The organism is Nocardia sp. NPDC005366, from assembly GCF_040606855.1.
Lineage (GTDB): Bacteria > Actinomycetota > Actinomycetes > Mycobacteriales > Mycobacteriaceae > Nocardia.
Window position 1 is genome coordinate 58,132 of sequence record NZ_JBEXFQ010000024.1, and the last position, 25,692, is coordinate 83,823.

Annotated in this window: 21 protein-coding genes and 1 pseudogene; 10 read left to right on the plus strand and 12 right to left on the minus strand. The window is 65.9% G+C overall.

Annotated features, from left to right (window positions below):
- The first annotated feature begins 16 nt into the window (after positions 1 to 16).
- The 5 genes and pseudogenes from ABZS43_RS25025 (at position 17) to ABZS43_RS25045 (ending at position 3,430) form a co-directional block, all read left to right on the plus strand.
- A pseudogene (locus ABZS43_RS25025) lies at positions 17 to 993 on the plus strand (WYL domain-containing protein).
- A 174-nt stretch (positions 994 to 1,167) separates the two neighbouring features.
- Positions 1,168 to 1,497 carry a PadR family transcriptional regulator gene (locus ABZS43_RS25030; protein ID WP_355038384.1) on the plus strand — a complete coding sequence of 110 codons (330 nt, stop codon included), beginning with the start codon at positions 1,168 to 1,170 and terminating at the stop codon, positions 1,495 to 1,497.
- A gap of 2 nt (positions 1,498 to 1,499) precedes the next feature.
- Positions 1,500 to 1,874: a DUF1048 domain-containing protein gene (locus tag ABZS43_RS25035; protein ID WP_355038385.1), complete on the plus strand. Its 375-nt coding sequence runs from the start codon at positions 1,500 to 1,502 to the stop codon at positions 1,872 to 1,874.
- Positions 1,871 to 2,659 carry an ATP-binding cassette domain-containing protein gene (locus ABZS43_RS25040; RefSeq protein ID WP_355038386.1) on the plus strand — a complete coding sequence of 263 codons (789 nt, stop codon included), beginning with the start codon at positions 1,871 to 1,873 and terminating at the stop codon, positions 2,657 to 2,659. The genes ABZS43_RS25035 and ABZS43_RS25040 overlap by 4 nt, the downstream gene beginning before the upstream one ends.
- A gap of 9 nt (positions 2,660 to 2,668) precedes the next feature.
- The gene (locus ABZS43_RS25045) at positions 2,669 to 3,430 is read left to right on the plus strand and encodes an ABC transporter permease (protein ID WP_355038387.1); all 762 of its coding nucleotides are present in this window, start codon (positions 2,669 to 2,671) and stop codon (positions 3,428 to 3,430) included.
- Positions 3,431 to 3,462: 32 nt separating this feature from the next.
- Here ABZS43_RS25045 and ABZS43_RS25050 read toward each other — a convergent pair whose 3' ends face one another.
- Entirely contained in the window at positions 3,463 to 4,494 is a 1,032-nt protein-coding gene (locus ABZS43_RS25050) for a hypothetical protein (RefSeq protein WP_355038388.1), read from the minus strand.
- A gap of 395 nt (positions 4,495 to 4,889) precedes the next feature.
- Here ABZS43_RS25050 and ABZS43_RS25055 point away from each other — a divergent pair, with 395 nt between their 5' ends.
- The 4 genes from ABZS43_RS25055 to ABZS43_RS25070 all read left to right on the plus strand — a co-directional run bounded on the left by ABZS43_RS25055 (position 4,890) and on the right by ABZS43_RS25070 (position 10,012).
- Positions 4,890 to 5,339, plus strand: a complete 450-nt coding sequence (locus ABZS43_RS25055; protein ID WP_355038389.1) for a helix-turn-helix transcriptional regulator — start codon at positions 4,890 to 4,892, stop codon at positions 5,337 to 5,339.
- Positions 5,340 to 5,344: 5 nt separating this feature from the next.
- Complete coding sequence (locus ABZS43_RS25060) at positions 5,345 to 5,755, plus strand: VOC family protein (protein ID WP_355038390.1); 411 nt, start codon at positions 5,345 to 5,347, stop codon at positions 5,753 to 5,755.
- A gap of 157 nt (positions 5,756 to 5,912) precedes the next feature.
- Positions 5,913 to 8,300, plus strand: coding sequence for an excinuclease ABC subunit UvrA (locus tag ABZS43_RS25065; protein ID WP_355038391.1), 2,388 nt, complete (start codon positions 5,913 to 5,915; stop codon positions 8,298 to 8,300).
- A 347-nt stretch (positions 8,301 to 8,647) separates the two neighbouring features.
- Positions 8,648 to 10,012, plus strand: a complete 1,365-nt coding sequence (locus tag ABZS43_RS25070) for a cytochrome P450 (RefSeq protein WP_355038392.1) — start codon at positions 8,648 to 8,650, stop codon at positions 10,010 to 10,012.
- A gap of 111 nt (positions 10,013 to 10,123) precedes the next feature.
- Here the strand turns inward: ABZS43_RS25070 and ABZS43_RS25075 are convergent, their stop codons facing one another.
- The gene (locus tag ABZS43_RS25075) at positions 10,124 to 11,944 is read right to left on the minus strand and encodes an acyl-CoA dehydrogenase family protein (RefSeq protein WP_355038393.1); all 1,821 of its coding nucleotides are present in this window, start codon (positions 11,942 to 11,944) and stop codon (positions 10,124 to 10,126) included.
- A gap of 1,612 nt (positions 11,945 to 13,556) precedes the next feature.
- On the opposite strand from ABZS43_RS25075, the gene ABZS43_RS25080 reads away from it, so the two are divergent.
- Complete coding sequence (locus ABZS43_RS25080; protein WP_355038394.1) at positions 13,557 to 13,790, plus strand: hypothetical protein; 234 nt, start codon at positions 13,557 to 13,559, stop codon at positions 13,788 to 13,790.
- A 144-nt stretch (positions 13,791 to 13,934) separates the two neighbouring features.
- On the opposite strand, the gene ABZS43_RS25085 is transcribed toward ABZS43_RS25080, so the two are convergent.
- The 10 genes from ABZS43_RS25085 to ABZS43_RS25130 form a co-directional block, all read right to left on the minus strand.
- A complete protein-coding gene (locus tag ABZS43_RS25085; RefSeq protein ID WP_355038395.1) occupies positions 13,935 to 15,080 on the minus strand; it encodes a DUF6596 domain-containing protein in 1,146 nt (381 codons plus the stop codon).
- Positions 15,081 to 15,086: 6 nt separating this feature from the next.
- Complete coding sequence (locus ABZS43_RS25090) at positions 15,087 to 15,494, minus strand: YciI family protein (RefSeq protein ID WP_355038396.1); 408 nt, start codon at positions 15,492 to 15,494, stop codon at positions 15,087 to 15,089.
- 345 nt (positions 15,495 to 15,839) lie between these two features.
- Positions 15,840 to 16,811, minus strand: a complete 972-nt coding sequence (locus ABZS43_RS25095) for a sugar phosphate isomerase/epimerase (RefSeq protein ID WP_355038397.1) — start codon at positions 16,809 to 16,811, stop codon at positions 15,840 to 15,842.
- A gap of 86 nt (positions 16,812 to 16,897) precedes the next feature.
- Positions 16,898 to 18,364, minus strand: coding sequence for a tetratricopeptide repeat protein (locus ABZS43_RS25100; RefSeq protein ID WP_355038398.1), 1,467 nt, complete (start codon positions 18,362 to 18,364; stop codon positions 16,898 to 16,900).
- Positions 18,361 to 18,846, minus strand: a complete 486-nt coding sequence (locus tag ABZS43_RS25105; protein ID WP_355038399.1) for a sigma-70 family RNA polymerase sigma factor — start codon at positions 18,844 to 18,846, stop codon at positions 18,361 to 18,363. The genes ABZS43_RS25100 and ABZS43_RS25105 overlap by 4 nt, the downstream gene beginning before the upstream one ends.
- A gap of 276 nt (positions 18,847 to 19,122) precedes the next feature.
- Positions 19,123 to 19,362, minus strand: a complete 240-nt coding sequence (locus ABZS43_RS25110) for a hypothetical protein (RefSeq protein WP_355038400.1) — start codon at positions 19,360 to 19,362, stop codon at positions 19,123 to 19,125.
- Between the two features lie 229 nt (positions 19,363 to 19,591).
- The gene (locus tag ABZS43_RS25115) at positions 19,592 to 20,737 is read right to left on the minus strand and encodes a hypothetical protein (protein ID WP_355038401.1); all 1,146 of its coding nucleotides are present in this window, start codon (positions 20,735 to 20,737) and stop codon (positions 19,592 to 19,594) included.
- A gap of 179 nt (positions 20,738 to 20,916) precedes the next feature.
- Positions 20,917 to 22,152, minus strand: coding sequence for an alpha-hydroxy acid oxidase (locus tag ABZS43_RS25120; protein WP_355038402.1), 1,236 nt, complete (start codon positions 22,150 to 22,152; stop codon positions 20,917 to 20,919).
- On the minus strand, positions 22,152 to 23,615 hold the full coding sequence (locus ABZS43_RS25125; RefSeq protein ID WP_355038403.1) for a rhamnulokinase family protein: 1,464 nt from the start codon (positions 23,613 to 23,615) through the stop codon (positions 22,152 to 22,154). Before ABZS43_RS25125 ends, ABZS43_RS25120 begins: the two co-directional genes overlap by 1 nt.
- Positions 23,612 to 25,648, minus strand: a complete 2,037-nt coding sequence (locus ABZS43_RS25130) for a bifunctional aldolase/short-chain dehydrogenase (RefSeq protein ID WP_355038404.1) — start codon at positions 25,646 to 25,648, stop codon at positions 23,612 to 23,614. The genes ABZS43_RS25125 and ABZS43_RS25130 overlap by 4 nt, the downstream gene beginning before the upstream one ends.
- Positions 25,649 to 25,692: the final 44 nt, after the last annotated feature.

The following is a 25,692-nucleotide window of genomic DNA, read 5'->3' on the forward strand; positions in this document are numbered from 1 at the left end:
GGGGATAGTGGTGTGCATGTTGGAGACATCGGCTCGGCTGCTGCGGTTGCTGTCGCTGTTGCAGATGCGGCGGAACTGGTCCGGCGAGGCGTTGGCCGAACGGCTCGAGGTGACGACCAGGACGGTGCGCCGTGATATCGGCAAGTTACGTGAGTTGGGGTATCCCGTGCAGGCCGGAATGGGGCGGCGGGCGGCTACCGGCTCGCTGCCGGTGCGACGGTGCCGCCGCTGCTGCTCGACGACGAGGAAGCGGTGGCGGTCACAGTCGGATTGCACACCGCCGCCACGGCCGGGATCACCGGCATCGAGGAAGCCTCGTTACGGGCGGTGACCAAGCTGGAGCATGTGCTGCCGGCGCGGCTGCGTGGCCGGGTGCGGGCCTTGGAACAGGCGATGACCACGATCCCGCCGAGACGGGACTCCACGGTGGATACGGCTGTGCTCACCGCGATTTCGACGGCGATCCACGCAGCCGAGACGCTGCGTTTCGATTACATCGATCATCACGGTGAGCCGTCGCGGCGGGCGGTGGAACCGCACCGGGTGGTGTGCTGGGGCCCGAACTGGTACCTCGTCGGCTGGGATGTCGAACGCGCGGATTGGCGCACCTTTCGGGTCGACCGAATATCGCCGCGCACCCCGAACGGGCCGCGATTCGCTCACCGTCGGCCACCCGACGGCGATGTCACCGCCTATCTGCGTCGCAGGATCGGATTCGAGTTGTGGCCCTACCACTGTCTGTTCCGGATTCAGGCTCCGGCGTCGGCTCTGCGGGGGCGTGCGCAAGGGATCGTGACACCGATTGACGAGCACACCTGCCTGCTCGAAATCGGTTGCGACTCACTAGATCTGGCTCTGCTCGTGGTGGGGATGCTCGATGTCGACTTCACGGTCGAGTCACCGCCGGAGTTCGCGGCGCGTCTGCGACTGCTGTCCACCCGTTTCGCCGCCGCCGCACGGGAGCCGGACGATCACCCCGGGGTCGACCACTGACCGGTGACACCCCGCGCCGACACGAAAGCCTTAGTGGTAGAGGCGGATTCGATACCCGTCCCGGGTAGCGCACGTGCGGTCGGGCGACCCTGCCGCGGATGGCTTGCGGCCACACTATTCAGTGTTACTATCTACTAGTAGTCAGTGCTACTAAGTAGTCCGAGGAGGTAGTCCATGGGCAAGCAATTGACCGAACTGCTCAAGGGCACGCTGGAAGGCATCGTCCTCGCGATCTTGTCCGTGCGGGCCGCGTACGGCTACGAGATCACGGCGTGGCTGCGGGAGCAGGGCTTCTCCGACATCGCCGAGGGCACCGTCTACGCCTTGCTCATCAGGATCGAGAAAAGGGGCCTCGTGGACGTGGAGAAGATCCCGTCGGAGAAGGGGCCTCCGCGCAAGGTGTATTCCCTCAACGCTCAGGGGCGGGAATATCTCGACGAGTTCTGGAGGACCTGGAGCTTCCTCTCCGAACGGCTCGAACAGCTCCATGAAGGAGACAAATAACCATGTCCATCTCGAATCTCACCTCGAAGGTGATCGGCGACATCGGCGATAAGCGGCGCTGGTGGCAGTACAAGGCACGCGCGAAACAGCTTCCCGCGAACTACCGCACGGCAATCGAAGCGTGCGAGCGGTACCTGATGTATTTCGGATCGGGGGGCGGCGTTTCGCTGTTCGAGGATCTCGTCGATCTGTTCGAGCAGAGCGCGGCGGACCGAACCCCGATCCGCGAGATCGTCGGGGAGGACCCGGTGGAGTTCATCGAGGCGTTCGCGCGGAACTACCAAGAGGAGTCGTGGATCAACCGCGAACGGGAACGGCTGATCAGCGCCATCGAGAACGCCGCCGGAGAAGGCGGGAAAGGCAGGGCCGTTCGTTGACGACACAGCAAACTCCGGCGATCCGTGTGCAGGGTCTGGAGAAGTCCTACAAGAAGCTGCGTGTGCTGCGCGGCGTGGATTTCGACGTGGCGCGCGGCAGCATTTTCGCCCTGCTCGGCTCGAACGGGTCGGGCAAGACCACGGTCGTGAAGATCCTGTCCACGCTGCTCAGGGCCGACGCGGGAACGGCAGAGGTCAACGGCTTCGATGTCGCCACGCAGGCGACACGAGTGCGGGAGTCCATCAGCCTCACCGGACAATTCGCGGCCGTCGACGAGATCCTCAGCGGGCGTGAGAATCTCGTGTTGATCGCCCGGCTGCGCCACCTCGACGACCCGGGCACGATCGCCGATGACCTGCTCGAGCGTTTCTCGCTGACCGACGCGGCCGCGCGGAAGGTGTCGACGTATTCGGGTGGCATGCGTCGCCGCCTCGACATCGCGATGAGTCTCATCGGGAATCCGCTGGTCGTGTTCCTCGACGAGCCGACGACCGGGCTCGACCCCCAGGCGCGCCTCGAGGTGTGGCGGGCCGTGAAGGGACTCGCTGAGCACGGCACCACGGTGCTGCTCACGACGCAGTATCTCGAAGAGGCCGAACACCTCGCCGACCGGATCGCGATCCTGCACGAGGGGCGGATCATCGTGAACGGCACCCTCGCCGAACTCGAGCAGCTACATCCGCCGGCCAAGGTCGAATACGTCGAGAAGCGGCCGACCCTCGAGGACATCTTCTTCGCCGTCGTCGATGACGCCGGTGAACGCACCGTCGGCGCGGACAATTAGGGGACACAGATGACCAAGCACTTCTTCGGCGACACCACCGTTCTGCTGGGACGATCCCTGCGCCACATCACGCGCAGCATGGACACCATCATCACGACCACGATCATGCCGATCGCCTTCCTGCTGCTGTTCGTGTATGTGTTCGGCGGCGCGATCGACTCGGGGTCGGATTCGTATGTGAAATACCTGCTGCCCGGCATTCTGCTCATCACGGTCGCTACGGGCATCTCCTACACCGCGTTCCGGCTTTTCCTTGATATGAAGAGCGGTATCTTCGAGCGATTCCAGTCCATGCCGATCGCACGGTCCTCGGTGCTGTGGGCGCACGTGCTGACCTCGCTGGTCGCCAACCTGATCTCGCTCGTGGTCGTCGTGCTCGTCGCCTTGGCCATGGGCTTTCGCTCCGGCGCGGGGGTATTTGCCTGGTTCGCGGTCGCCGGCATCCTGTTCCTGTTCACCCTGGCGCTGACGTGGCTCGCCGTCATCCCCGGCCTCACCGCGAACTCGGCGGACGGCGCGAGCGCGTTCTCCTACCCGCTGATCTTCCTGCCGTTCATCAGCTCGGCATTCGTACCCACCGACACCATGCCAGGCCCGGTGCGGGCCTTCGCCGAGCACCAGCCGGTGACCTCGATCGTCAACGCGATCCGCGACCTGTTCGCAGAGCAGCCGGTCGGCACCGGCATCTGGATCGCCCTCGCCTGGTGTGTCGGTCTCCTCGTCGTCGCCTACATCTTCGCGATGATCACCTACCGCCGCAGGATCTCCTAGCGCACGGCAAATCGGGATCCGCTCGGGGAGGCTCAGCCAGAACCTACCGATTGACCGGATTTCGTGGCGCGTTCCTCGGCGGCGGACCTGCGCCACATCTCGGCCTCGGCATGATCACCTCGCCGAGCGACAAGTTCGGCGAGGCCGGCCATCGCCTGCGGTTCCCGCAGTTGCGCGGCCGAACGCCACCAGTGCTCGGCCCCGGCGAGATCCCCGCGCCGGAACCGCACCACACCCAGGTCGTAGGCGGCGGTCGGGTGTCCGGCCGCGGCGGCCTGTTCCCACAACTCGCATGCCGGGTCTTCCTCCCCGCGACCGTACATCGCCACCGCGAGGTCGTAGAGGGCGTTGCGGTAGCCCCGATCGGGGTCGTTCGCCGGCTGCATTGCCTCCACGGCTGGGCCCGCGGTCTCGTATCGCGGCGCGTCACGGGGCGAGTTGGCCTCTGAGGCACCATATTCGGGCTCGGCGACGACCGGCCGCGGCGGTGGCGCGGGCAACTCGTCGGGCTCGGGTGGCCGTGCCACCTGCTCCACGACCGGGGGCGCGTGCGGTGCCGCGGCGGCGGTGCTGAGCCCGACGACCAGATTGGCGAAATTCGGCGGACCCTCACCGATACTGCACCACAGGGCGATTCGTCCGTCCGGGACATCCTCGACGAGGATGCCGTAATTACCCGACCACGATTTCTTGATTCCGAGTGCGTCGACCCACACCGGGGTCAGTGTGAACAGCGCGTCCGGCCCGGTCGGCGTGAGTTCGAAAGTGGCGCCGCCGTGCAGGACGGCGCTCCATACGTCCACGCTGTCGGCCTGCCTGCCCTCGAATGCGATGAATCCGTTCATCACCGCCAGTCCGATGCCGTGACCGCGCAGTCCGGCGGGCGGGGCCGCGGACAGTAATGTCACCGTGAGGGCTATCGGCGCGGGACCGAATTGCTCGGTGTACATCGGGTAGATCATGCTGCCGCTCCACCGGATCGGATCCGACGTGCGATAGAGGTCGGCGAGCGGTGGGTTGTGTGTCGAATTCTGGGCATGCCATTGCGAATACGACTTGTCCATCGGTCGCTTCCCACCTCTCCACGATCTCTCCGCGCTGCTCATCGCCGACTGATCACGCTGTGCGGCGGGTACAACCTACTCGTCGGGACGCGACTCGGCGCACCAATCCGACGCCTATTCCAGGGCGCGCGGAGGACTGTTATGAAAGTGAGTTGTTTCGCTTGTTCCTGACGCAATTTCGCGTTCGCACCGAGGTGAGGAAGAGGAGCCGAATTTATATGTAACCGACAGTTACATTAACTGCGATTCTGTGCGAAATGCGGAATGGGGGGCACCCGCGACGGGGCTGCCGACCTGTCCGACTGTACCCGATGCGTCCCGCATGCGACGCGCCCACCCGAAGGGAGCGGCCGCCGAACTAGGCAACTCCGGCGCGATATGGCACGATTTTCCAGGTGACCAGCACTCCCGCCACGGCACACCACCTGCGTGAACTCGCCCGGCTGCGCCGCGTCCGCGACAGGATGGACCGGGAGTACGCCAAACCCCTCGACGTCGAGGCGCTCGCGCGCGGAGTGAACATGTCGGCGGGACATCTCAGCCGCGAGTTCCGCCGCGCCTACGGCGAGTCGCCGTACTCCTATCTGATGACCCGCCGCATCGAGCGCGCCATGGCACTGCTGCGCCGCGGCGACCTCAGCGTCACCGAAGTCTGCTTCACGGTCGGCTGCTCGTCTCTGGGCACTTTCAGCACCCGCTTCACCGAATTGGTCGGCGTCCCGCCCAGCACCTACCGACGCGAGGCGGCGGCCGAGACAGCGGGAATGCCGTCGTGCGTATCGAAACAGGTGACCAGACCGGTCAGGAATCGAGAAGCACCGGTAACCGAGCAGCAATTAGCCTGACTGTCATGGACATCACCATTCACTCGAGCTTCCTGCCGCAGGACGACCCGGACGCAGCCCTGGCCTTCTACCGCGACACCCTCGGCTTCGAGGTCCGCAACGATGTCGGCTACAACGGACTGCGCTGGATCACCGTCGGTCCTGTCGGGCAGCCCGCGACGTCCATCGTCCTGCACCCGCCCGCCGCCGACCCCGGCGTCACCGAGGACGAGCGCCGCGTCATCACCGAGATGATGGCCAAGGGCAACTACGGCCACATCATCCTTGCCACCACCGACCTCGACGGCGTCTTCGACAAACTGCAGGCCAGCGGTGCCGAAGTCGTCCAGGAGCCGACCAACCAGCCCTACGGCGTGCGCGACTGCGCCTTCCGCGATCCCGCGGGCAACCTGATCCGCATCAACGAGTTGAGCTGAACCACAGACACGGCCCCCGGTGAACTGTGCACCGGTTCGCCGGGACCGACGGCCGAGCGCATCGATGCGCCAGCACCGAACGAGGACGCACAGACATATCTGCTCGAACCGGATCGAGCAGCGCGACGCTGTGCCCCGCCCAACAGATGGAGACACGATGAGCCCGGCCACGAGGACCGTCACGCGGTCACCCGAACCGCACCTCGCCGACAGCCACGATCTGATCCGCGTCCACGGCGCGCGCGTGAACAACCTGAAGGACATCAGCGTCGAACTCCCGAAACGTCGGCTGACGGTGTTCACCGGTGTGTCCGGTTCGGGCAAGAGTTCGCTGGTCTTCGCCACGATCGCCGCCGAATCGCAGCGGATGATCAACGAGACCTACAGCGCGTTCGTCCAGGGATTCATGCCGACGCTGGCGCGCCCCGACGTCGACGTGCTCGAAGGCCTGACAACAGCGATCATCGTGGACCAGGAGCGGATGGGCTCCGATCCGCGCTCCACCGTCGGCACCGCCACCGACGCCAACGCGATGCTGCGCATCCTGTTCAGCCGACTCGGCAAACCCCATATCGGTTCACCCAACGCCTACTCCTTCAACACCCCCTCCGTGCGCGCCAGCGGCGCGATCACCGTCGAACGCGGTAACAGCAAGACCGTCACGGCGTCCTTCAGCCGACTCGGTGGCATGTGCCCGCGCTGCGAGGGCCGGGGATCGGTCACCGATTTCGACCTGACGCAGCTCTACGACGACACCAAATCCCTCAACGGGGGCGCGCTCACGATCCCGGGCTACAGCGTCGACGGCTGGTTCGGTCGAATCTTCAGCGGCTGCGGCTTCTTCGACCCGGACAAACCGATCCGCGCATTCACCAAGAAGCAATTGCACGACCTGCTCTACAAAGAGCCGACCAAGATCAAGGTCGACGGCATCAACCTCACCTACGAGGGACTGATCCCGAAAATCCAGAAGTCGATGCTTGCCAAGGACGTCGACTCGCTGCAACCGCATATCCGCGCCTTCGTCGAACGGGCGATCACCTTCACCACCTGCCCCGAATGTGACGGCACCCGGCTCAGCGCGGAGGCCCGCTCCTCGCGCATCGGCACGGTCAATATCGCCGACGCCTGTGCCATGCAGATCAGCGACCTGGCCGAATGGGTGCGCGACCTCGACGAGCCGTCGGTGGCGCCGCTGCTCACCACCTTGCGCCACACCCTCGACTCCTTCGTGGAGATCGGGCTCGGCTACCTCTCACTGGACCGGCCCTCCGGCACACTGTCCGGCGGTGAAGCCCAGCGCACCAAGATGATCCGTCACCTCGGCTCCTCGCTCACCGACATCACCTACGTCTTCGACGAACCCACCGCCGGCCTGCACCCCCACGACATCCAGCAGATGAACGAACTGCTGCTCCGGTTGCGCGACAAGGGCAACACGGTGCTCGTCGTCGAACACAAACCGGAAACCATCGTCATCGCCGATCACATCGTCGACCTCGGCCCCGGTGCCGGAACAGGCGGCGGCACCGTCTGTTTCGAAGGCACCGTCGAAGGACTGCGGGCCAGCGACACCATCACCGGCCGCCACTTCGACGACCGCGCCACAGTGAAGGAGACGGTGCGCGAACACACGGGCACCCTCGAAATCCGCGGCGCGTCGGCGAACAACCTGCGCGATGTCGACGTCGACATCCCCCTCGGAGTGCTCGTCGTCGTCACCGGCGTCGCGGGCTCGGGCAAGAGTTCGCTCGTCCACGGATCCATCCCCGCAGGCGATGACGTGGTGTCCATCGATCAGGGCGCGATCCGCGGTTCACGACGCAGCAACCCGGCTACCTACACCGGCATGCTCGACCCGATCCGCAAGGCCTTCGCGAAGGCGAACGGCGTCAAACCCGCACTGTTCAGCGCCAATTCCGAAGGCGCGTGCCCCACCTGCAACGGCGCGGGCGTCATCTACACCGACCTGGCGATGATGGCGGGCGTCGCCAGTGTCTGCGAGGAATGCGAGGGCAAACGATTCCTCGCCTCGGTACTGGACTACCACTTCGGCGACCGCGACATCAGCCAGGTCCTCGCGATGTCGGTGGCCGAGGCCGAAGAATTCTTCGGCTCCGGCGAGACCAGGATCCCGGCCGCCCACAAGATCCTGGAACGCCTCGCCGACGTCGGACTCGGCTACCTCACCCTCGGCCAGCCGCTCACCACACTGTCCGGCGGCGAACGCCAGCGCCTCAAACTCGCCACCCATCTGGGCGAGAAAGGCGGCATCTACGTCCTCGACGAACCGACCACCGGTCTGCACCTCGCCGACGTCGAGCAACTGCTCGGACTACTCGACCGCATCGTCGATTCCGGTAAGTCGGTCATCGTCGTCGAACACCACCAGGCGGTCATGGCGCATGCCGACTGGATCATCGACCTCGGTCCCGGCGCGGGCCACGACGGCGGCCGGATCATCTTCGAAGGCACGCCCGCCGATCTCGTCGCCGACCACACCACGCTCACCGGTAAGTACCTCGCGGCCTACATCGGCAAGTGACGACAACGGTCCGGCAGCCCCTCATGCCGGGCCGTACCCGTCACGCCGATCGTCGGGATCGAACTCCGTCCCGCCTTCGGGAAAGGCGCCGCAGACCGATCGGTCGGCAAAATGGTTGGTGCACAGGGCAAACAGTCAGTGAGTATGATTTGCCGACGTGGAACCTGTTGTGCCAGAACACCTCGGCGTGAGGTGTCGGTCCGAGTCGATGATCATGTTACCCCGGTGGCGCATCAGCGCGGGATTCCAGCTCGCGGCAAGGGCCCTACCAGCCGCTGTCGCACGATCGACAGCAGAGCTATGCCCAGGTACAGGCGCGTGACTTTGCGTCAACATCGCGCCGTTGTGTGGATTGCGTTCACATCATTCAGCGGCGGGGTCGACAACGCTGCACTCAGGGCCCGCGCATACGCACGCACGAGATCACCCAGCACATCGTCGAATTCCTTTCCCATACCTGGAGTCATGCATTGACAACACCACCTGAAGCCCACACATCCCCTGTCGATTGGTACGAGGCGCCACCGACCATCACCGGTGCCGACCATGCTCCGGTTCCGCTGTACACACCGGATTTCGCCGCCAATCCACATGGGTTCTACGCTGAGATGCGCAAGGTATTCGGTCCGCTTGTCCCGGTGGAGCTGTCACCGGGTATTCCAGCCACGCTGGTGATCGGCTACTCCACCGCGGTGCGAATCTCCAACGATCCCGTACATTTTCCGGCTGACCCGCGCGCGTGGGAGAAAGACGTACCCTCCGACTGCCCGGTGCTGCCGATGCTGCAGTACCGTCCGAACGCTCTGCGTAGTGCGGGACAGGCCCATGCGCGTTTTCGGAAGGCCAGCGTGGACAGCATCGACGCTATCTACCTGTTCAACCTTCTCGCGGACATCGAGCAGATCGCCATCCCGGTGATCAACGCATTCTGCCTCGAGGGAGAGGCTGATCTGATCAGCCAGTACGCGTTCCCGGTCACGTTCGCGTATCTGAACGCCATGGTCGGTTGCCCGGCGGATATCGGACAGAAGGTCGCACGAGGTATGGCCATGATGTTCGAGGGCAACGACGCCGGGGAGGGCAGCGCGCTCTTCGCCAGTGCGCTGGCGGAACTGGTGAACCTCAAGCGGCTCCATCCCGGTGACGACGTGACCACCCGATTGGTGAACCACCCGGCCGAGCTGACCGACGAGGAGCTCGTCCACCAACTGGTGACCATCTACGGTGCCGGGATCGAGCCGCTGACGAACCTGATCGCCAATACTCTGCTGCTTATGCTCACCGACGACCGGTTTTCCGGGGTCGCAGCGCTGACGACGCGTGATGCGTTGAACGAGATGTTGTTCAAAGACCCGCCGCTGGCGAACTTCGGTATCACCTACCCACCGCAGCCGATTCACATCGACGGCACCTGGTTGCCCGCCAACCAGCCGGTGGTCACCAGCATGGCGGCCTGCAACAACGATCCGGCGATCGTTGGTGAATTCACCGCCAACAACTCGCATCTGGCGTGGGGCACCGGGCCGCACACCTGCCCGGCTCAGAACGTCGCATACCCGGTCGCGCAGCACGCCATCGATCAGCTGTTCGACACGCTGCCCGAAATCCGGCTCACCTGCCGTGCCGACCAACTGACGTGGCGACCGGGGCCTTTCCATCGATCCCTGGCATCGCTGCCCGTCGCTTTTCCACCATCGCCGAACTTGTTCTGACGGCGCCTTTCGTTCATGGTCCGAGCGCCGCCAGCCCTGGTGGCGAGTTCGTCGTCGACGATCCCGCCGCCAGGGTCAACCTACGGTCGCCGTAACCAGGCGATGCTCTCGCTATCGAGCCACCGAGCTCAGAGCGTTCGCGCACTGCGTCGTGTAGGTTTCCGTGTCGAACGCCGTGCGCAGGGATCCTGCCTCGAGCTCGAACGCCGCAACGAGCTCGAGCAGATGCGGAGCCAATCGGTCATGCAGCTCGCCGCGCATGTCCCGCAACGATCGTGGCGTCGCGAGGATTGGGCCATCGGGGGACATATCCGCGCCGTGAGCCTGGTACTGGCGGACGGCGAAGAGGGTGAGCAAATCCTCGACCACTTTTCGGGGGCCTGCGGGAAGCCGACCTGCGCGCTGAGCCAGGGCCTGAGCCGCCCGATGGGTGGTATGCGCCTCGGCTGCGGCCAGGGCCAGATCATAGACACTGTCCCACCGTGCCTGCCGGTCACCGGTGGCGTTGGCGTAGGTCTCCAACGTTCGGTGCTGCAGGTAGGTCGCGCGCGCACCCAGCCAACCCAGCCAGCTGTCGGGGGTGTCGATATCGCCGGGCTCGAGGTTGTCCCACGATCCTGGCGTCCATTCGTCGGGGAGGGAAAGACGCCGGTACGCGGCGAGCAGGGCGATGACGTAGCTGTCGCCCTCAGCGGTGGCCGCGGCGTCACGCAGAGAGCGGAACACCACGATCTTGTTGTGGGCGAACACCCCCTGGGCGCCGAGCCTGTCGCGCACCTCGTCGCACACCCGCAATGCGGTGGAGGTGGCGACGTACTTCGTCAACGACACGAGGTCGGTGAGCTGTGGAGCCTGCTCGTCGGCCTGCTGGTCGGTCGCTTCGATGAAGGCGTCCAACGCGAGTTCGACCGCCGTGGTGGCGACGTAGGTATCGGCCACTGCCTCCAACAGTGGCGCGCAGTGGGCCGGAACCTGCGCGAGCGGGATCCGAGTGCCGACCATGCTTGCGATATCGCGCTGGGTGGCGTGGCGTGCGGCAATGGTCAAGGCGGCCCGGGAAACAGCCGCGGCCATGGCAGAAATACATAGTCGTCCCACGCGCACTCGACTGATGGCGCGCCATACCTGGTTGTCGGCGGGCATCGGCGAGATCAGTTGGTTGTTCTCGTCGATGCGGGTCCCGGTATGCGACAACAGGCACTCGCGCGACAGGCGCACATGATCGAAGCGGGTCAAAGAATTATCCATTCCCAGGCCCGGCTTCTCGGGCAGCGGCCGGATGGTGATACCCGGCCGAACCTGCCCATCGGCATCGGCCAGCCACACCAGGAACGGGTAGGTGCCGCGGTCGGTTCCCTCCAAGATCAGCCGGGCGAAGACGACGCCGAACCGCGCGACGCCATCCACGGGCGGCGGAGCAGTGGTCGGCATGAACTTGATCGCCGTGTCCGTCGGCGTGTCGAGAATGAACCCGCCGCCATCGGCAGGGTCGAAGACGGCGGTCGTCTCCAGATTGTTCAGATCACTGCCGTGGCCGACCTCGGTGAGCACGTACGCGCCCACGGCGCGCCCCTCCAACAGCGCGGCCAGAGCAGCGGCAACCTCGCCGGTATTCGAGTGCTGCTCGAGCAAGGTTCCCAGGACGAGGTTCACCTGCACCGTGAGCAGGGCCCCGAGGTGCGGGTCCACGACGGTGGCCTGCTCATGCAACGTCAACAGATCACGCAGATCGGACACGGTCTCGGTGGCCGACAACTGCGGGAGCAACTTCAAGTACCGTTCGTATGCTCGCTTTCCCGGGTCCTGCGTGGCAGCCCACCAATCTTGGTCGAAGTCCGCGGCGGCGAACATCTTGTTGTACTGCTGGGCCACGGCACGTCGATCGCCGAACAGCATATCCGCGAGATCACTTGCATTCTCGTGCGAAACCATAACTCCGCCTTCTACTCATTGCCGAATCCTCTACGGCAGCAAGATCGACCCCCAAAGAAGCTTTGCCGCTGATAAGCCAGGCAAAGAATCGACCCTTCAGATGGTAGCAAGCACGAATGAAAACGCAACTGTGAGAACAGCTTTCAGCGTTCGGTGCGAAATTTGCGGGAACGCCGAAATGCCCGCACCCGAGTCGCGCGCCGAATCGCCGTCACCGAACGTCGAGCGTCGATGAGAGCTGGTCGTCGAAAGCGCAGAATCTGGTGCGGGGGAGGATATTCAGTCATCCAGAAACGCCGCAGCGCAGGAAGTAGCCCGCCCGGTGCGGGCAGCGATGGTCCGGTGTCGTCGGGTCATCACCCACCTTTCCAGCAAATCCCGATGAGGGTGCCCCCTCGAACGCCGCCGTCGAAGCGACCGGCCCGAAGGGGCGCACCGCATTACGAGATGTTGCGGTTATCGGTCGAAAGGGCCCGGCGCGCAGAGGCAACGGGCGAACCGAGAGCGTCGAGTAGATCTGCCGCGCGCTGCCGCTGCGGTGCTCACCGGAATCGGGTAGTGTCGCTTGCTGAGAGGACGCGGGATGCGCTCATGGCAGTGCCCCCCGATTCGGCATCACACATTTAGAACTCCCCTGCTCATGCATCCGCGGCCGAATTCGACGCCACACCCGACGAATCCGACCGATCTTTCCGAGCACGACCGCAGTATGTTTCGGTCTGCCAGGTTCAGATCATACTCATCGACAGCGAGCCGTGCTGTCCGAACCACGCGGCGGCGACGCCCCGGCCGTCCTCCCGCAACACTCGCGCAGACCATCGAACGCGCACGCGGAGGCGTTCGGCTACCGCCCCTTCGGCACGGCAAAGTTCTTCCCCCGCATACCGGTCGGATCGCATCGGTGGTCGACACGGACACGCGCGGGGCTACCACGCACTGCGGAGAGCCGCTGGCTCGTGAACGCGCTCGACCACTGTGCCGCGCTTCAGACACCAGCTGTCGATCAGCTCGGTAGCGAACGCGCCGGAGCGGCGTATTCGCGGAGAAGGTTGCGGCGCACGGCGTCCTGGCCGACACGGCGCATCGGCCCTTTCGAAACGACGCTGTAGCCGGTTGAAGGCGGTAGATATCCGCGACCCCGAATTCCCGCGCAGGACAACCAGTCGCGGTGCGCAATCAGCGTCCATACCCGCCATCGAGCGCACCGCCGCGAACCGCGGTCGACAGTTCGACCGGTTCGCTGACCGGGGCCACCGTGATGCGACATAGGAGTCGAGACTCGAACGGACTGTGGCGAGCGGGCCCGGGCACGGTGCGAGCAAGCGGAGCCCTCGAAGTGAAACGGTCCATGGTTACTGATCCGTAACGGCGTTCGTCGTGGATGGAATTGCTGCTTGCGCTCGTTTGCGGGGCATCCGAACGGCCCGGGTTACCGTTCGACGGCACCGTCCGGATAACCATCCGGTATCCGCTCGTTACCGACGCGACGTTTTACGACCCCGACCTTGATGTTTTCTTGCCTGGTATCTGTTCTGTTCGCAGCGAACACTGAGGGGGCGAGACACGTCGGGGAAGAAGTGATTCACGAAAGGTTCAAGCAGAAGGAAGCACCATGTCAACCAAAGTCAGTAGGACGGTAGCCGCCACCGCCATAGCGTTGTCCCTGGGCGCCATCGCACCTCCCGTCGCGTCAGCCGCCACGAATCCCTCCCTCACCTCCACCACGACCGCCGCCAAACCGTTCGGCATCGGCTGGGGGAGCTACGGCTCGGGAAGCTTCGCTCCGGGCGGGTTCGGCTCGGTCCAAATCTGTTTCCCCTTGGGCAGCGTCATCGCCTGCATCTGAGAACATCCACTCGACTGCGGTCGCGACGTCGGCGAGTCAGGGCTGGTCATCACCGGGTGTCCACCACCGGGGCATATGGCCCTGACTCGCTGACGAATACTGCGGTTCGGGGGTGAATGCCTCCGCTCTGCGAACGGCTCCCGCTCAACGGCGGAGTTCTGCGTTGAGCCGTGCGGCCTGTCGTGTGAGATGGTCGCGTTCGGAGAGGTTGGGCGCTGATCGGGCGGCTTCGGTGTAGAGCCGGGTTGCGGTCACTGGATCACCGTCACGTTCGTGCAGGTAGGCCGCGACGGCGGCGTAGCGCGGTAGGACGGGGTCGAGTTCGGTCAGGGCGACGAGACCGGCCCGTGGTCCGTCGGCTTCGCCGACCGCGACGGCTCGGTTGAGGCGGGCCACCGGGCTGTCGGTGAGGCGCACCAGTTCGTCGTACCACTCGACGATCTGCACCCAGTCGGTCTCCTCGGCCCTGCGGGCGTCGGCGTGAAGCGCGGCGATGGCGGCTTGGGCCTGGAACTCGCCCAAGCGGTCGCGGGCGAGGGCTGTTTGGAGCACGTCGACACCCTCGGCGATCAGACCGGTGTTCCACAGGCTGCGGTCCTGCTCGGCGAGAGGTACGAGCCTGCCGTCTGGGCCGGTCCGTGCGGGGCGCCGCGCGTGGTGGAGCAGCATGAGCGCGAGCAGGCCCGCCACCTCCTCCTGGTTGGTTTCGGCCGCCAGCTGGCGAGTGAGCCGGATCGCCTCGCCCGCGAGGTCGACGTCGCCGGAGTAACCCTCGTTGAAGACCAGGTAGAGCACGCGCAGCACCGTGGCGACGTCACCGGGCTGGTTGAACCGGACGCCCGAGACGGTCCGCTTGGCCCTACTGATCCGCTGGGCCATGGTCGCCTCCGGCACGAGATAGGCCTGCGCGATCTGACGTGTGGTCAGGCCGCCGACCGCGCGCAGCGTGAGCGCGACGGCCGAAGCCGCTGTCAGGGACGGGTGCGCGCACAGGAAGTACAGCTGAAGCGTGTCGTCCACCATCTCGCCCGGGCCGGGCACGGGCTCGGCGTCTACGCGTACCTCGCGGTGCCGACGGGAGGTATCGGCACGGGCGGCGTCGAGGAACTTACGCCAGGCCACGGTGACCAGCCAGCCCTTGGGATCCCGCGGCGGGTCGTCCGGCCACCCGCGCACCGCTTCGACCAGGGCGTCCTGCACGGCGTCCTCGGCCGCCGCGAAGTCAGCTCCGCGGCGGACGAGGACGCCGGTCACGGTGGGGGTGAGGGTCCGCAGCAAGGCCTCGTCCACCGTGCGTCACTCCGTGATTGTCGGGGGCGCGGCCAGGAACGGGCGCACCTCGAGCCACTCGTGGATCGGCTTCCCACCCGCCCCCGGAGCCGCGGACAATTCACCGGCCAACTCGAGCGCCCGCTCGTAGGTCTCGACGTCGATCACCATCCAGCCCGCGATCAGGTCCTTGGTCTCCGCGAACGGGCCGTCGGTGACCGGGGGCCGCCCCTCGCCGTCGTAGCGGACGAACGTGCCCTCCGGCGAGAGTGCCTGACTGTCGATGAACTCGCCGGTGCCCTCGAGCCGAGCGGCGAAATCATGCATGTACTGCACGTGGGCCGAGATCTCCTCCGGCGTCCACTGGTCCATCGGGACGTCGCTGACCGATGCCGGCGCGCCCCGGTAGTGCTTGAGCAGCAGGTACTTGGCCACCGTGTTCTCCTTCGTGCGGTACGGCCCATTGTGGCCGTGTTCACTTCGGGGACGAAGCCGCGTACGGGTTCTCGACATCACGCGAGAAGATCGCGTGCGGAACGCGAGTCCGATCGCTTCGGTTGGTCGCAGGTCGGCACCATCGGATTCGATGTGTTCGACGCCCGAAGCCCCGAAAATCCATCTGTTCGTCACTGTGACGTAATTATGGAGAGATTGGCCACCGTACAGGCGGGGGGAGCGGCGGCGCCATGTCGGCGGGTCCGCAGTACGACTCTTGCCACGCGAGACTCCTCTCCGCAGGGCCCGCGGCGTGGACGAGGAAGTTCACTTGTCACCGGACACCTACGGTTGGGGACCTGGACCGGCAGGTGGTGCCTGCACGTCGTTGTCGGCAATGATGAGGGGTCGCAGGGTCTGTGCGGCGATGTGCATGCCTTGGAGGGTTTTGTCGAGGGTGCCGCCCCAGACGGGGTCTTCGTGTTCGACAGCGACGTCGCCGCCGTATCCGGCTGCGTAGAGGGTGTCGATGATCTGGTTCCAGTCGATCTGGCCGCGGCCGGGGACGCGGTAGCGCCACCATCCGACATCGGTGGGCGAGGTGCGTCCGACTGTTTTGCCGAACACACCGTAACGGGTGCGTGTGCGTTGGTCGATCTGGATGTCCTTGGCCTGGACGTGGCCGACGATGCCGGCTTCGAGGGCGTGTGCGAGGGCGTCGACGGGGTCGATCCCGAGCCAGGGTAGGTGGGAGGGATCGTAGGCGAGGCCGAAGCCGAGGTCGGCCATCCAGTCCCACAGCTCGGGCGAGTAGGCGAGGTTGGCCGGATACCCATCGGGGTGCCAGCCCTCCATCGGGCAGTTCTCGGCCAGCAGTTTCACATCACGCTCGGCCGCGTACCGGACCAGCGGTGGCAGGTGTCGTTCGGCCAGTGCGAGGTTGTCGGCCACCGGCAGGGTGACGTCGCGGCCGATGAACGTGGTGACATGGCGAACCTCGAGGGTCACGGCCGCGTCGATGCAGGCGCGCAGGTGCCGGTGGATCCGGTCACGTTCGGCATCGTCGTGGTGCAAGTTATTGTCGCAGTAGGTCACCGCGGAGATGCTCAGGCCATGGTGGCCCATCAGCTCGGTGACCCGGGCGGCGTCGGCGACGCCGAAACCAGCGACGTCCAGGTGGGCAGCTTGGTGGATGTGCTCGCTGCCGACCGGCCAGGCCGCTATCTCCAGCGCCTGATACCCCGCCTCGGGGGCCCAGGATGCGATCTGTTCCAGCGACATCTGGCCGAGAGCAGCCGTCAGCACTCCGAGTTTCATTCCTTACCTTCCTGTCGATGTTGCGGGTCGGTCGTCGCAGTCATGGCTACGGCCCGGCGGGCGAGACCGGGGCTTGACTCGGTTCTTTACGGGCAGGGCCGACCGCTGGTCATCGGGGTTTCCTGGATGTGGCGGAGCCGCGCGGCGGTATCGCGTGTCATGGGATGACCCAGGCCGTGGCTTTCAGCCTGGGCGCGCAGGATGTATTGAAGTTCCTCGATTGTCCAGGCGAGGGCGCGGTCGTTGCGCAGCTCTGCCTGAATGCCGGCCAGGCAGAGGTACTTCGAGGTCTCCAGCGTATCGGGATGACGTTCTCCCAGGACAGACTTACGGACTTTCAGCAGGCTCTCCAGGAGGGGAATGGCTTGCGCGCCTTCACTGTTGAGCACGAGCATCTTCCCCAACGAGTGCCGCGCATCGAGGGTTTCGGAATCGTCAGGGCCCAGAACAGTGGACCGGCCCTCGATCACTCTTCCGTAGCCCTTTGCCGACTCCTCGACCAGTCCCTGTTGCCCCAGTACCCAGTTCCCCCTGCACTCGAGATGTCCAAGCGTCGAAATATCGATTTCCTGTGCTCGGACAAGGCTGGTGTTCAGTGTTTGGAATCCCTCTGCGGCTTGCGGCAACTGGTCACGGCCGACGAGCGTCCACAACAGCAGCATTTCCGTCCGCGGGTCAGCAGAGTTCTTGATCCGCTGTTCGTCTCCTCTCAGCCGACGCAGCAGTCGTTCGGCCATTCGGTAGTAGCCCAGTTCCGACCATGCCTCGGCCCAAGCACGTCGCACCCGGAATCCGCGCTGATCGTGGCGGCCCAGCACCTGCAGATGCGGGGAGCCGGCCCGCATCAGACGCACGGCCGTACGCTCGTTTCGATCCGCGATCAACGCCTCCGATACCGCAGCCACCGCCTCCAAGACCATCGCCGAGCCCGGCGCACCGAACCGCCCTGCTGGATATGCGCTCAGTAGTTCCCGCATACCCGTGACCAGCGACCAAGTCCTCTGACGGTCGTCGTGGCTCAGGATCCGCAGGTCACGGCCCGGAACTGCCAGCAACTCCAGGATATCCACCGTGCTGCTGGCAGCGTGGCCGGTGTGGCGGCGGCGAGCATGCGTCGCCCCGGCGTGACGGGGGACGATGGTGCCGGTTGCCGGCATGCTGTCAGTTGAGGTGTGATCCGAGACCTCCGGCGAGGCTTGATTCGTACCCGTAGCGGCGTGGTTCGCGGCGCGCCGAGTCTGCCCGTGGTGGAGGTCCCGCCGTGGGGTCGCTTCGCAGCCCGGCAGGAAGACCTCAGCTTTATCACACTCCTGTTGGGTGATCTTCGTGGGTGGGATCGGCGTCGGGCCTTTCCGGGGTTCGGCCCACTCGGCGCGGTTGCTCGGATCAGTGTTGAGGCGGTCGAACAGGTTCTGCAGCGCGAATTCGGTCTTGCCTGGAGTGATGAATTCAGCGACAGTCTCGGCGATCTCGTTGAATAGTCCAGCGATCTCCTCGACTGAGGACTGCTGGTCATCGTCGGGAGGCAGGTTGGTCTGGTCGTCGTGATTCACTCGACCTCCCCTCGTGTCCGTGCGGGGCCGGTTCTGTCCTTGATCGTGCAGTCGGGACCAAGCAGTTGCTTGAGCTGGTTCCGTGCGCTGTGCAAGCGCTGACGAACCGCGTTCTCAGTGAGGCCCAGGTGGGCGGCGATCTCAGCCGTGCTGTAGTCCTCCAGGATCAGTGCGACGGTCGCCTTCGCGGCAGGCGACAGATGTTGCAGCAGCTGGGTGACCCATTCCTCATCTTCCCAAGCTGACAATGCGACCTCTGCCGAGGTATCGGGCACCTGGAGAGAGTCCTCTTCTGCCAGCCCGCGCTCTCGGCGCTGAGCCTTGCGAATTTTCTGGCAGATCTTGAGGAAGTGGGTCTTGGTGGCCTTGCTCACCCAGGGCGCGGGAGTTCTGACGGTGTCCCACTTGCGCCCTAGTTCCAAGAACGCCTCTTGAATTGCTTCATCAGCAACCTGTGGGGTTGCTCCCAGGTAGATCAGCATCGTGAACAGTCCGGGGTGACTCGCGCGGAAGAGTTCCTCGAGTTCGATGCGGACCTTCTCAGGTAATTCAAGGCCCGATGGGTCTGGAGGTTGAGGGGCAGCGATTCCCCCTGCGGGTTCTGGGGGATCCACGTGGGCCAATGCACAGTCTCCATCTCCTCAGATGGTTGGCGAAGTGTTGTGACCTTCGTTCGTTATCTAGGTCTCGGCCAGCGGTCTGGCGTTAGGACCAGGCCGAGATTCGTAAAGATCTCGGTCCGGCTTCGAGGGGGCTCGCTAGCGGCGGCCCGCGATCGCTGCGACGACCGCGATGACGGCGGCTGCTGCGGTCGCGAGGAGGGACTCGGTGGCTTCGTAGGTGGTGATAATCAACGCCAGGTACGGGGTCAGGCCTTCCGGCCTGCCAGACCCTTCATCTCCTGCGTTGGTGTCTTGTTCCTGCTCGGCCGGTACTGGGTCGGCGACACCCGACCCGGGCGCCGGTCCGCCGCGGTTCTCGCCGAACGTGTCGCTCACGCTGCACATGATCATCGCCTTTCCAGAGGACTGTGACGTCCTTTAGGTCGCGATGAGCGGCGTGGAGTTAGCATCGGCCTTTCAGTAGCCCGCGCTGGTTTCTGACCGTCGATCTTGATCATCCTCTGGCCCCCCGCCCGATATCCCGGTGACCATCAGCAATGCTGAACGGCCAGCCGGAAGTGATCTACCGGCCTCAACGTCGGGCGAGCACCGACTGAGGACGAACTCAGCGTGCGCCTTCGAGCTCGCGATATTGGGCGCGGGCGATATCGAAGGCTTCCTGTTCGGTCTTCTCCCAGATCTCGGCGACGTAGCGACCGCGGACGAGGACGCAGAACCAGCGGCTGGTGGCGGTGCTCGTGGCCGACCAGCAGGTCGTGTCGGGCACGTCGGGGGAGGCCGCGGGGGTGAGTTTCGCCTCGCCGAGGGTGTAGTAGGTGACGGTGGCGGCACCGAGGGACCCGGCCAGGGTTTTCGCGCCGGCCTCGTCGCGGGTGCGGAAGAGGTTCGCGTCGCCGACGCCCATGACGTCCATGCCGACCTCGGTGAAGATGGTGCGCAGGCGGCGGTGGTCGTAGGCGAGCAGGGCCGCGCCCGCGGGACCGTAGGCGCCGGTGGCGGCACCCCCGCTGCCCGTCGCCAGTGCGAGGACACCGGACGGGTCACGTTGGAGGGCGGCGTATTTCGCCGGGTCGGTGGGGACGAACGTGTCCAGCAGGGGTCGTTGCAGTTCGGCGGCGGTGACGGTGAGGGCCTCGGTGGTGGCGGGGTCGTCGGCGTTCACCGCGGAGTAGATGACGTATTCGCGATACGGCGTGAATGCCATGCTGGCGTAGAAACTGCTCTGGTGGGCGCGGCTGAACCTGGTCTCGGGTGCCTGGGCCAGCGGGACCGCCTCGCGGTCGGCGGTTTCGAGCATGCCTTTGCTGGTGATCGCCGCCTGCGCGAGGTCGTCGGCCTCGGTGGTGGCGGTGGCGGCGTCGGTGAAGCGGATCACGCCGTGGGTCAACCCTTTTCGCGGATGTCCGCCGGGCGCGGAATGGTAGGTGAGGTACCCGGCGAGCATGCCGTTGTCGTCGGCGGCGGCGGTGATGTCGGGGTTGTGTCCCACGTTGACCAGTAGGAAGGGACGGGTCAGCGGACCGGAGCTACCCGGGGTGGTCAGGTCGGGGTCGATGTCGTTCGGGTGAGCCACGACGTCGGCCATGCGCACTCCCTCTGCGAGCGCGCCTTCGGCGGCGAGGTCGACGGCGACGGGTTTGCTCGTCGGGGCGGCCGAGGGTTGTGCCTGCGGTGTGCCCGCCACGGTGGAACAGGAACTCATCGTGATCGCGACGGCTGTCAGCGCCGCCCCCCACATCCAGCGATACATGTCCCGATCCTCGCAGACCGGTCGTCACCGGCACCATGCCACCCATTCGCCCGCACCAGGGCGGTCCGCTTCCATCGGGACGCCGCGGTTGCGCGGTCGGGCGATCTCCTTCGTGCTCACCACCGGTGCCCCCACCTCCTTTGCGTGCCGCATCCGCCTCGGATCAGGGCTGATCTTCTCTACGGAACGGGCCTGGGGGCAAGTCTGATGAGTTGGGTGACGTGCTGTGGTGTCAGCTCTTCGAGAGCGGTGACCCCGAGCAGGCGCATGGTGCGCTCCACCTGTTCGGACAGTATCTCGATGGCACGATCGACACCTGCCTCGCCGCCCGCCATCAGTCCGTAGAGGTAGGCGCGTCCGACGAGAGTGAAACGAGCGCCGAGCGCGATCGCCGCGACGATATCGGCGCCGGACATGATTCCGGTGTCGAGCATGATCTCGGTGTCGCGTCCCAGTTCTTTCGCGACCGAGGGCAGCAGGTGGAACGGAATCGGCGCCCGGTCGAGTTGCCGCCCACCGTGATTGGACAGCACGATGCCGTCCACGCCGATATCGGCCACCGCCCGTGCGTCGGCGAGGGTTTGCACGCCCTTGACGACCACCGTGCCCGGCCATTGGTCGCGGATCCAGGCGAGGTCGGCGAAGTTCACGGTCGGGTCGAACATGGTGTCGAGCAATTCGGCGACCGTGCCCGACCAGCGATCCAGCGATGCGAAGGCGAGGGGTTCGGTGGTGAGGAAATCGAACCACCACCGCGGGCGCGGTAGGGCGTCGAGCACGGTCGCGGGCGTGAGTGCGGGTGGGATGGACATGCCGTTTCGCTTGTCGCGCAGGCGCGCACCGGCGACCGGCACGTCCACGGTGACGAGCAGGGTGTCGAATCCGGCGCGTGCGGCCCGTTCGACCAAGGCCATGGACCGGTCCCGGTCTTTCCACATATACAGCTGGAACCAGTTGCGGCCGTGCGGGTTCGCCCGGGCGACATCCTCGATGGACGCGGTGCCCATGGTGGACAGGGAGAACGGGATCCCCGCCCGGCCCGCCGCGCGAGCGCCCGCGTACTCACCCCCGGTCTGCATCATGCGGGTGAAGCCGGTGGGCGCGATGCCGAACGGCAGCGATACCGGGGCACCGAGCACCTGCCATCCGGTACTCACCGTGGAGACGTCACGCAGGATCGCCGGATGGAATTCGATGTCGAGGAACGCTTGCCGAGCGCGGGTGATCGACAGTTCCGCTTCGGCTGAGCCATCGGTGTAGTCGAAGGCCGCTCTGGGTGTGCGTCGTTTCGCGATCGCGCGCAGGTCCTCGATGGTGAGCGCGGCATCCAGGCGGCGCTTCGTCCTGTTCAGCTGCGGCTTCTTGAATTGCAGCAGCGGGGCGAGGTCGCGAGGTTTGGGGAACTGCCGTTTCATCAGCCTGCTTTCCTGGTCGCGGTGGCCTGTCGCGGGGCGTGGTGCCGGAGCGCGAACGCGGCGGCGACCACGGCCCGCAGCGCGTCCAGATCACCGGTGAGCAGTCCGTGCGTTCGGGCCTGGATCAGTATGTTCCCGATCGAGGTGGCTTCCACGGGCCCGGCCACCACCGGCAGGCCCGCGCGGTCGGCGGTGAGCTGGCACAGCAGCCGGTTCTGCGCGCCTCCGCCGACCATGTGCAGGGTCCGCACCGAGGTCCCCGACAGCTCCGCGGCGGTGTGCACACCGTGCGCGAAGGCGGCGGCGAGACTTTCGACGATGGCGCGCACCATATCCACCCGGCTCACCGGGGCAGGTAGGTCGCGCTCGGCGTACCAGCCCGCGATCCGGGCGGGAATGTCGCCGGGGGGCAGGAACCGGGGGTCGTCGACATCGAAGACCGCCGCCGGAGCGGGGCTGGCCGCGGCCTGGTCGAGCAGTCGCGTCAGGTCGATGCGGGCGCCGTCTCGCTCCCACTGCCGCACCGATTCGCTCAGCAGCCACAGTCCCATCACGTTGTGCAGGAATCGGATTCGACCGTCGGCGCCGGCCTCATTGGTGAAATTCGCCGTCCGGCTCGCGGCGGTGATCACCGGGGCGTCCAGTTCGACACCGACCAACCCCCAGGTGCCGCAGGAGATGTAGGCCGCGGATTCGGCCGCCATCGGCACCGCCACCACCGCCGAGGCCGTGTCGTGTGACGCGACAGCGGTGACCTGTATCGCACGGTCGAGGCCGAGTCGTGTCCGCACCGAGGGCAGGACGGAGCCCAGCGGCGAACCGGGTTCCACCAGCTCGGGAAACAGTCGCGTGCCCGGGCCGAGCCGGGCTCGCAGCGTCGGTTCCCATTCGCCGTCGATCCCGAGCAGTCCGGTGGTCGAGGCGTTGGTTCGTTCGGTCGCCATGGCGCCGGTGAGCCAATAGCCGATCAGGTCGGGGATCAGCAGCGCGCTGTCGGCGAGGCCGAGATATCCCGCGAGTCGATCGGCCGCCAGCTGATAGATCGTGGTGAACGGAAGGAACTGTAAACCGTTGCGCTCGTACAGTTCCGACGGCGCGATGGCCGCGTGTACCGCTTCGACCCCCGCTGCGGAGCGGGTGTCGCGATAGTGGTGCGGCAGCCCGAGCAGTCGCCCCGCGCGCAGCAGTCCGTAGTCGACGGCCCACGAATCCACGCCGAGACCGATCAGTTCCGGCGCCCGCCGCGCGGCCTCGGCCAGGCCGACACAGACCTGTGCGTACAAGCCCGCGATATCCCAGTGCAGCGCCGCGCGTTCACCGTTCCAGATCTCGACCGGCTCGTTGTCGAAGCGTGCCACCTGCCGCAGGTCGAGGTGGTCCGGTCCGACCGTGGCGAGCATGACTCGGCCGCTGGTGGCGCCGAGATCGACGGCCGCGACCTGTCCGGTGCGTGACATCCTCATCGGAGGAAGGCCGCGGCCACGCCCGCGTCGACGGGCACGTGCAGGCCGGTGGTGTGGGAGAAATCGGTGCCGCACAGGACGAAGGCGGCGTTGGCGATGTGCTCGGGCAGCACTTCACGTTTGAGCAGGGTCCGCTGCGCGTAGAACCGGCCCAGGTCGGTCTCCTCGACGCCGTACACGGCGGCGCGCTGGGCACCCCAGCCGCCCGCGAAGATCCCCGATCCGCGCACCACACCGTCGGGATTGATCCCGTTGACCTTGATGCCGTGCTCCCCGAGTTCGGCTGCGAGCAGCCGAACCTGGTGTGCCTGATCGGCTTTGGTGGCCGAGTAGGCGATATTGTTCGGCCCGGCGAACACCGAGTTCTTCGACGAGATGTAGATGATGTCGCCCCCGAGACGCTGATCGATGAGTGCCTTCGCCGCGGCCTTGGACACGAGGAACGAGCCGCGTGCCATCACCTTGTGCTGGAGGTCCCAGTCGGCGGCGGTGGTCTCCAGCAGGGACTTCGACAGGGACAGACCGGCATTGTTGACCACGATGTCGATGCCGCCGAAGGCGAGCACACAGGCGTCGACGGCGGCCCGCACCTGCGCCTCATCGGTGACGTCGGCGCTGATCCCGATCGCGACGTCGGCGGATCCGATCTCGGCGGCCACCGTGGTGGCCTTGTCGCCGTCGAGGTCCGCGACGACCACGCACGCGCCTTCGGCGGCGAGGCGTTCCGCGATCGCCCTGCCGATACCCGACGCCGCACCGGTGACCAGCGCGATTCGCGTGGCGAGCGGTTTGGGCGCGGGCATCCGGGCCAGTTTCGCCTCCTCGAGCTCCCAGTATTCGATGCCGAACTTCTCCGCTTCGTCGATCGGGGCGTACCGTGAGATCGCCTCCGCACCGCGCATGACATTGATCGCGTTCAGGTAGAACTCACCGGCCACGCGCGCGGTCTGCTTGTCCTTGCCGTAACTGAACATCCCCACGCCCGGGATCAGGACGATCGCCGGGTCGGCACCACGCATCGCGGGTGAATCGGCGGTGGCGTGACGTTCGTAGTAGGCGCGATAGCCCGCGCGGTAGGACTCGTGCAGCTCGGTGAGCCGGGCCCGGCATTGCTCGACACTCGCGTCCGCGGGCAGGTCCAGCACCAGCGGCGTGACCTTGGTGCGCAGAAAATGGTCGGGGCAGCTGGTGCCCAGCGCGGCCAAGCGTCGATGTTCGCTGCGAGAAAGGAATTCCAGCACCGGGTCGGTGTCGGTGAAGTGGCCGACTTGCGTCTTGTCGGTGGACACCAGCCCACGCAGGAACGGTGCGAGAGCCACAGCCTTGGCGCGACGGTCCCCGACGGGCAGGGGCGCATATCGTGGCATCGGGAATCCGAACGGCTCTGGGCGGCCGTGGTTCTCGATGAATCGTGCTACGCCATCGATGATCGCGAGTGAATTCGCTTCGGCTTCGTCGGAGGTCTCGCCCCAGGCGGTAATGCCGTGGCCGCCGAGGATCGTGCCGATCGCCTGCGGATTCTGTTTCTTGATCTGAGCGATATCGAGTCCGAGCTGAAAGCCAGGACGCCGCCACGGAACCCAGATCACGCGGTCGCCGAAGATCTTCGCTGTGAGTTCCGCCCCGTCGGCGGCGGTCGCCAGCGCGATGCCGGAATCGGGATGCAGATGGTCGACGTGGGCGGCGTCGACCAAGCCGTGCATCGCGGTATCGATCGAGGGCGCGGCACCGCCCCGGCCGTGCAGGGTGTAGTCGAGTGCGGCGACCATCTCGTCTTCCCGATCGACACCCGGGTAGACCTCGGCGAGGGCTCGAAGCCGGTCCAGCCGCAGCACCGCCAGCCCCTGCTCGGTCAGTGTGCCGATGTCACCACCGGAGCCTTTGACCCACATCAGGTCGACGGGGCCGCCGGTGACCGGGTCGGTGTCGGTCCCTTTGGCGGAGGTGTTGCCGCCCGCGTAATTGGTGTTCTTCGGATCCGATCCGAGCCGGTTCGACCGGGCGATCAGCTCCGCGATCGTGGGGTGGGACATGGTGGAGTTCCTCGATTCAGCTCACGGTAGGTTCGGCAGTGGGC

What these genes read in the sequence shown, in the direction of transcription:
- ABZS43_RS25035 (WP_355038385.1), top strand. Translation starts at nt 1,500, where the DNA reads ATGTCCATCTCGAATCTCACCTCGAAGGTGATCGGCGACATCGGCGAT.
- ABZS43_RS25130 (WP_355038404.1), bottom strand. Translation starts at nt 25,648, where the DNA reads ATGTCCCACCCCACGATCGCGGAGCTGATCGCCCGGTCGAACCGGCTC.
- ABZS43_RS25095 (WP_355038397.1), bottom strand. Translation starts at nt 16,811, where the DNA reads ATGAAACTCGGAGTGCTGACGGCTGCTCTCGGCCAGATGTCGCTGGAA.
- ABZS43_RS25115 (WP_355038401.1), bottom strand. Translation starts at nt 20,737, where the DNA reads ATGTATCGCTGGATGTGGGGGGCGGCGCTGACAGCCGTCGCGATCACG.
- ABZS43_RS25045 (WP_355038387.1), top strand. Translation starts at nt 2,669, where the DNA reads ATGACCAAGCACTTCTTCGGCGACACCACCGTTCTGCTGGGACGATCC.
- ABZS43_RS25120 (WP_355038402.1), bottom strand. Translation starts at nt 22,152, where the DNA reads ATGAAACGGCAGTTCCCCAAACCTCGCGACCTCGCCCCGCTGCTGCAA.
- ABZS43_RS25050 (WP_355038388.1), bottom strand. Translation starts at nt 4,494, where the DNA reads ATGGACAAGTCGTATTCGCAATGGCATGCCCAGAATTCGACACACAAC.
- ABZS43_RS25075 (WP_355038393.1), bottom strand. Translation starts at nt 11,944, where the DNA reads ATGGTTTCGCACGAGAATGCAAGTGATCTCGCGGATATGCTGTTCGGC.
- ABZS43_RS25030 (WP_355038384.1), top strand. Translation starts at nt 1,168, where the DNA reads ATGGGCAAGCAATTGACCGAACTGCTCAAGGGCACGCTGGAAGGCATC.
- ABZS43_RS25125 (WP_355038403.1), bottom strand. Translation starts at nt 23,615, where the DNA reads ATGAGGATGTCACGCACCGGACAGGTCGCGGCCGTCGATCTCGGCGCC.
- ABZS43_RS25060 (WP_355038390.1), top strand. Translation starts at nt 5,345, where the DNA reads ATGGACATCACCATTCACTCGAGCTTCCTGCCGCAGGACGACCCGGAC.
- ABZS43_RS25065 (WP_355038391.1), top strand. Translation starts at nt 5,913, where the DNA reads ATGAGCCCGGCCACGAGGACCGTCACGCGGTCACCCGAACCGCACCTC.
- ABZS43_RS25105 (WP_355038399.1), bottom strand. Translation starts at nt 18,846, where the DNA reads ATGCTGATCTACCTGGGAGCAACCCCACAGGTTGCTGATGAAGCAATT.
- ABZS43_RS25080 (WP_355038394.1), top strand. Translation starts at nt 13,557, where the DNA reads ATGTCAACCAAAGTCAGTAGGACGGTAGCCGCCACCGCCATAGCGTTG.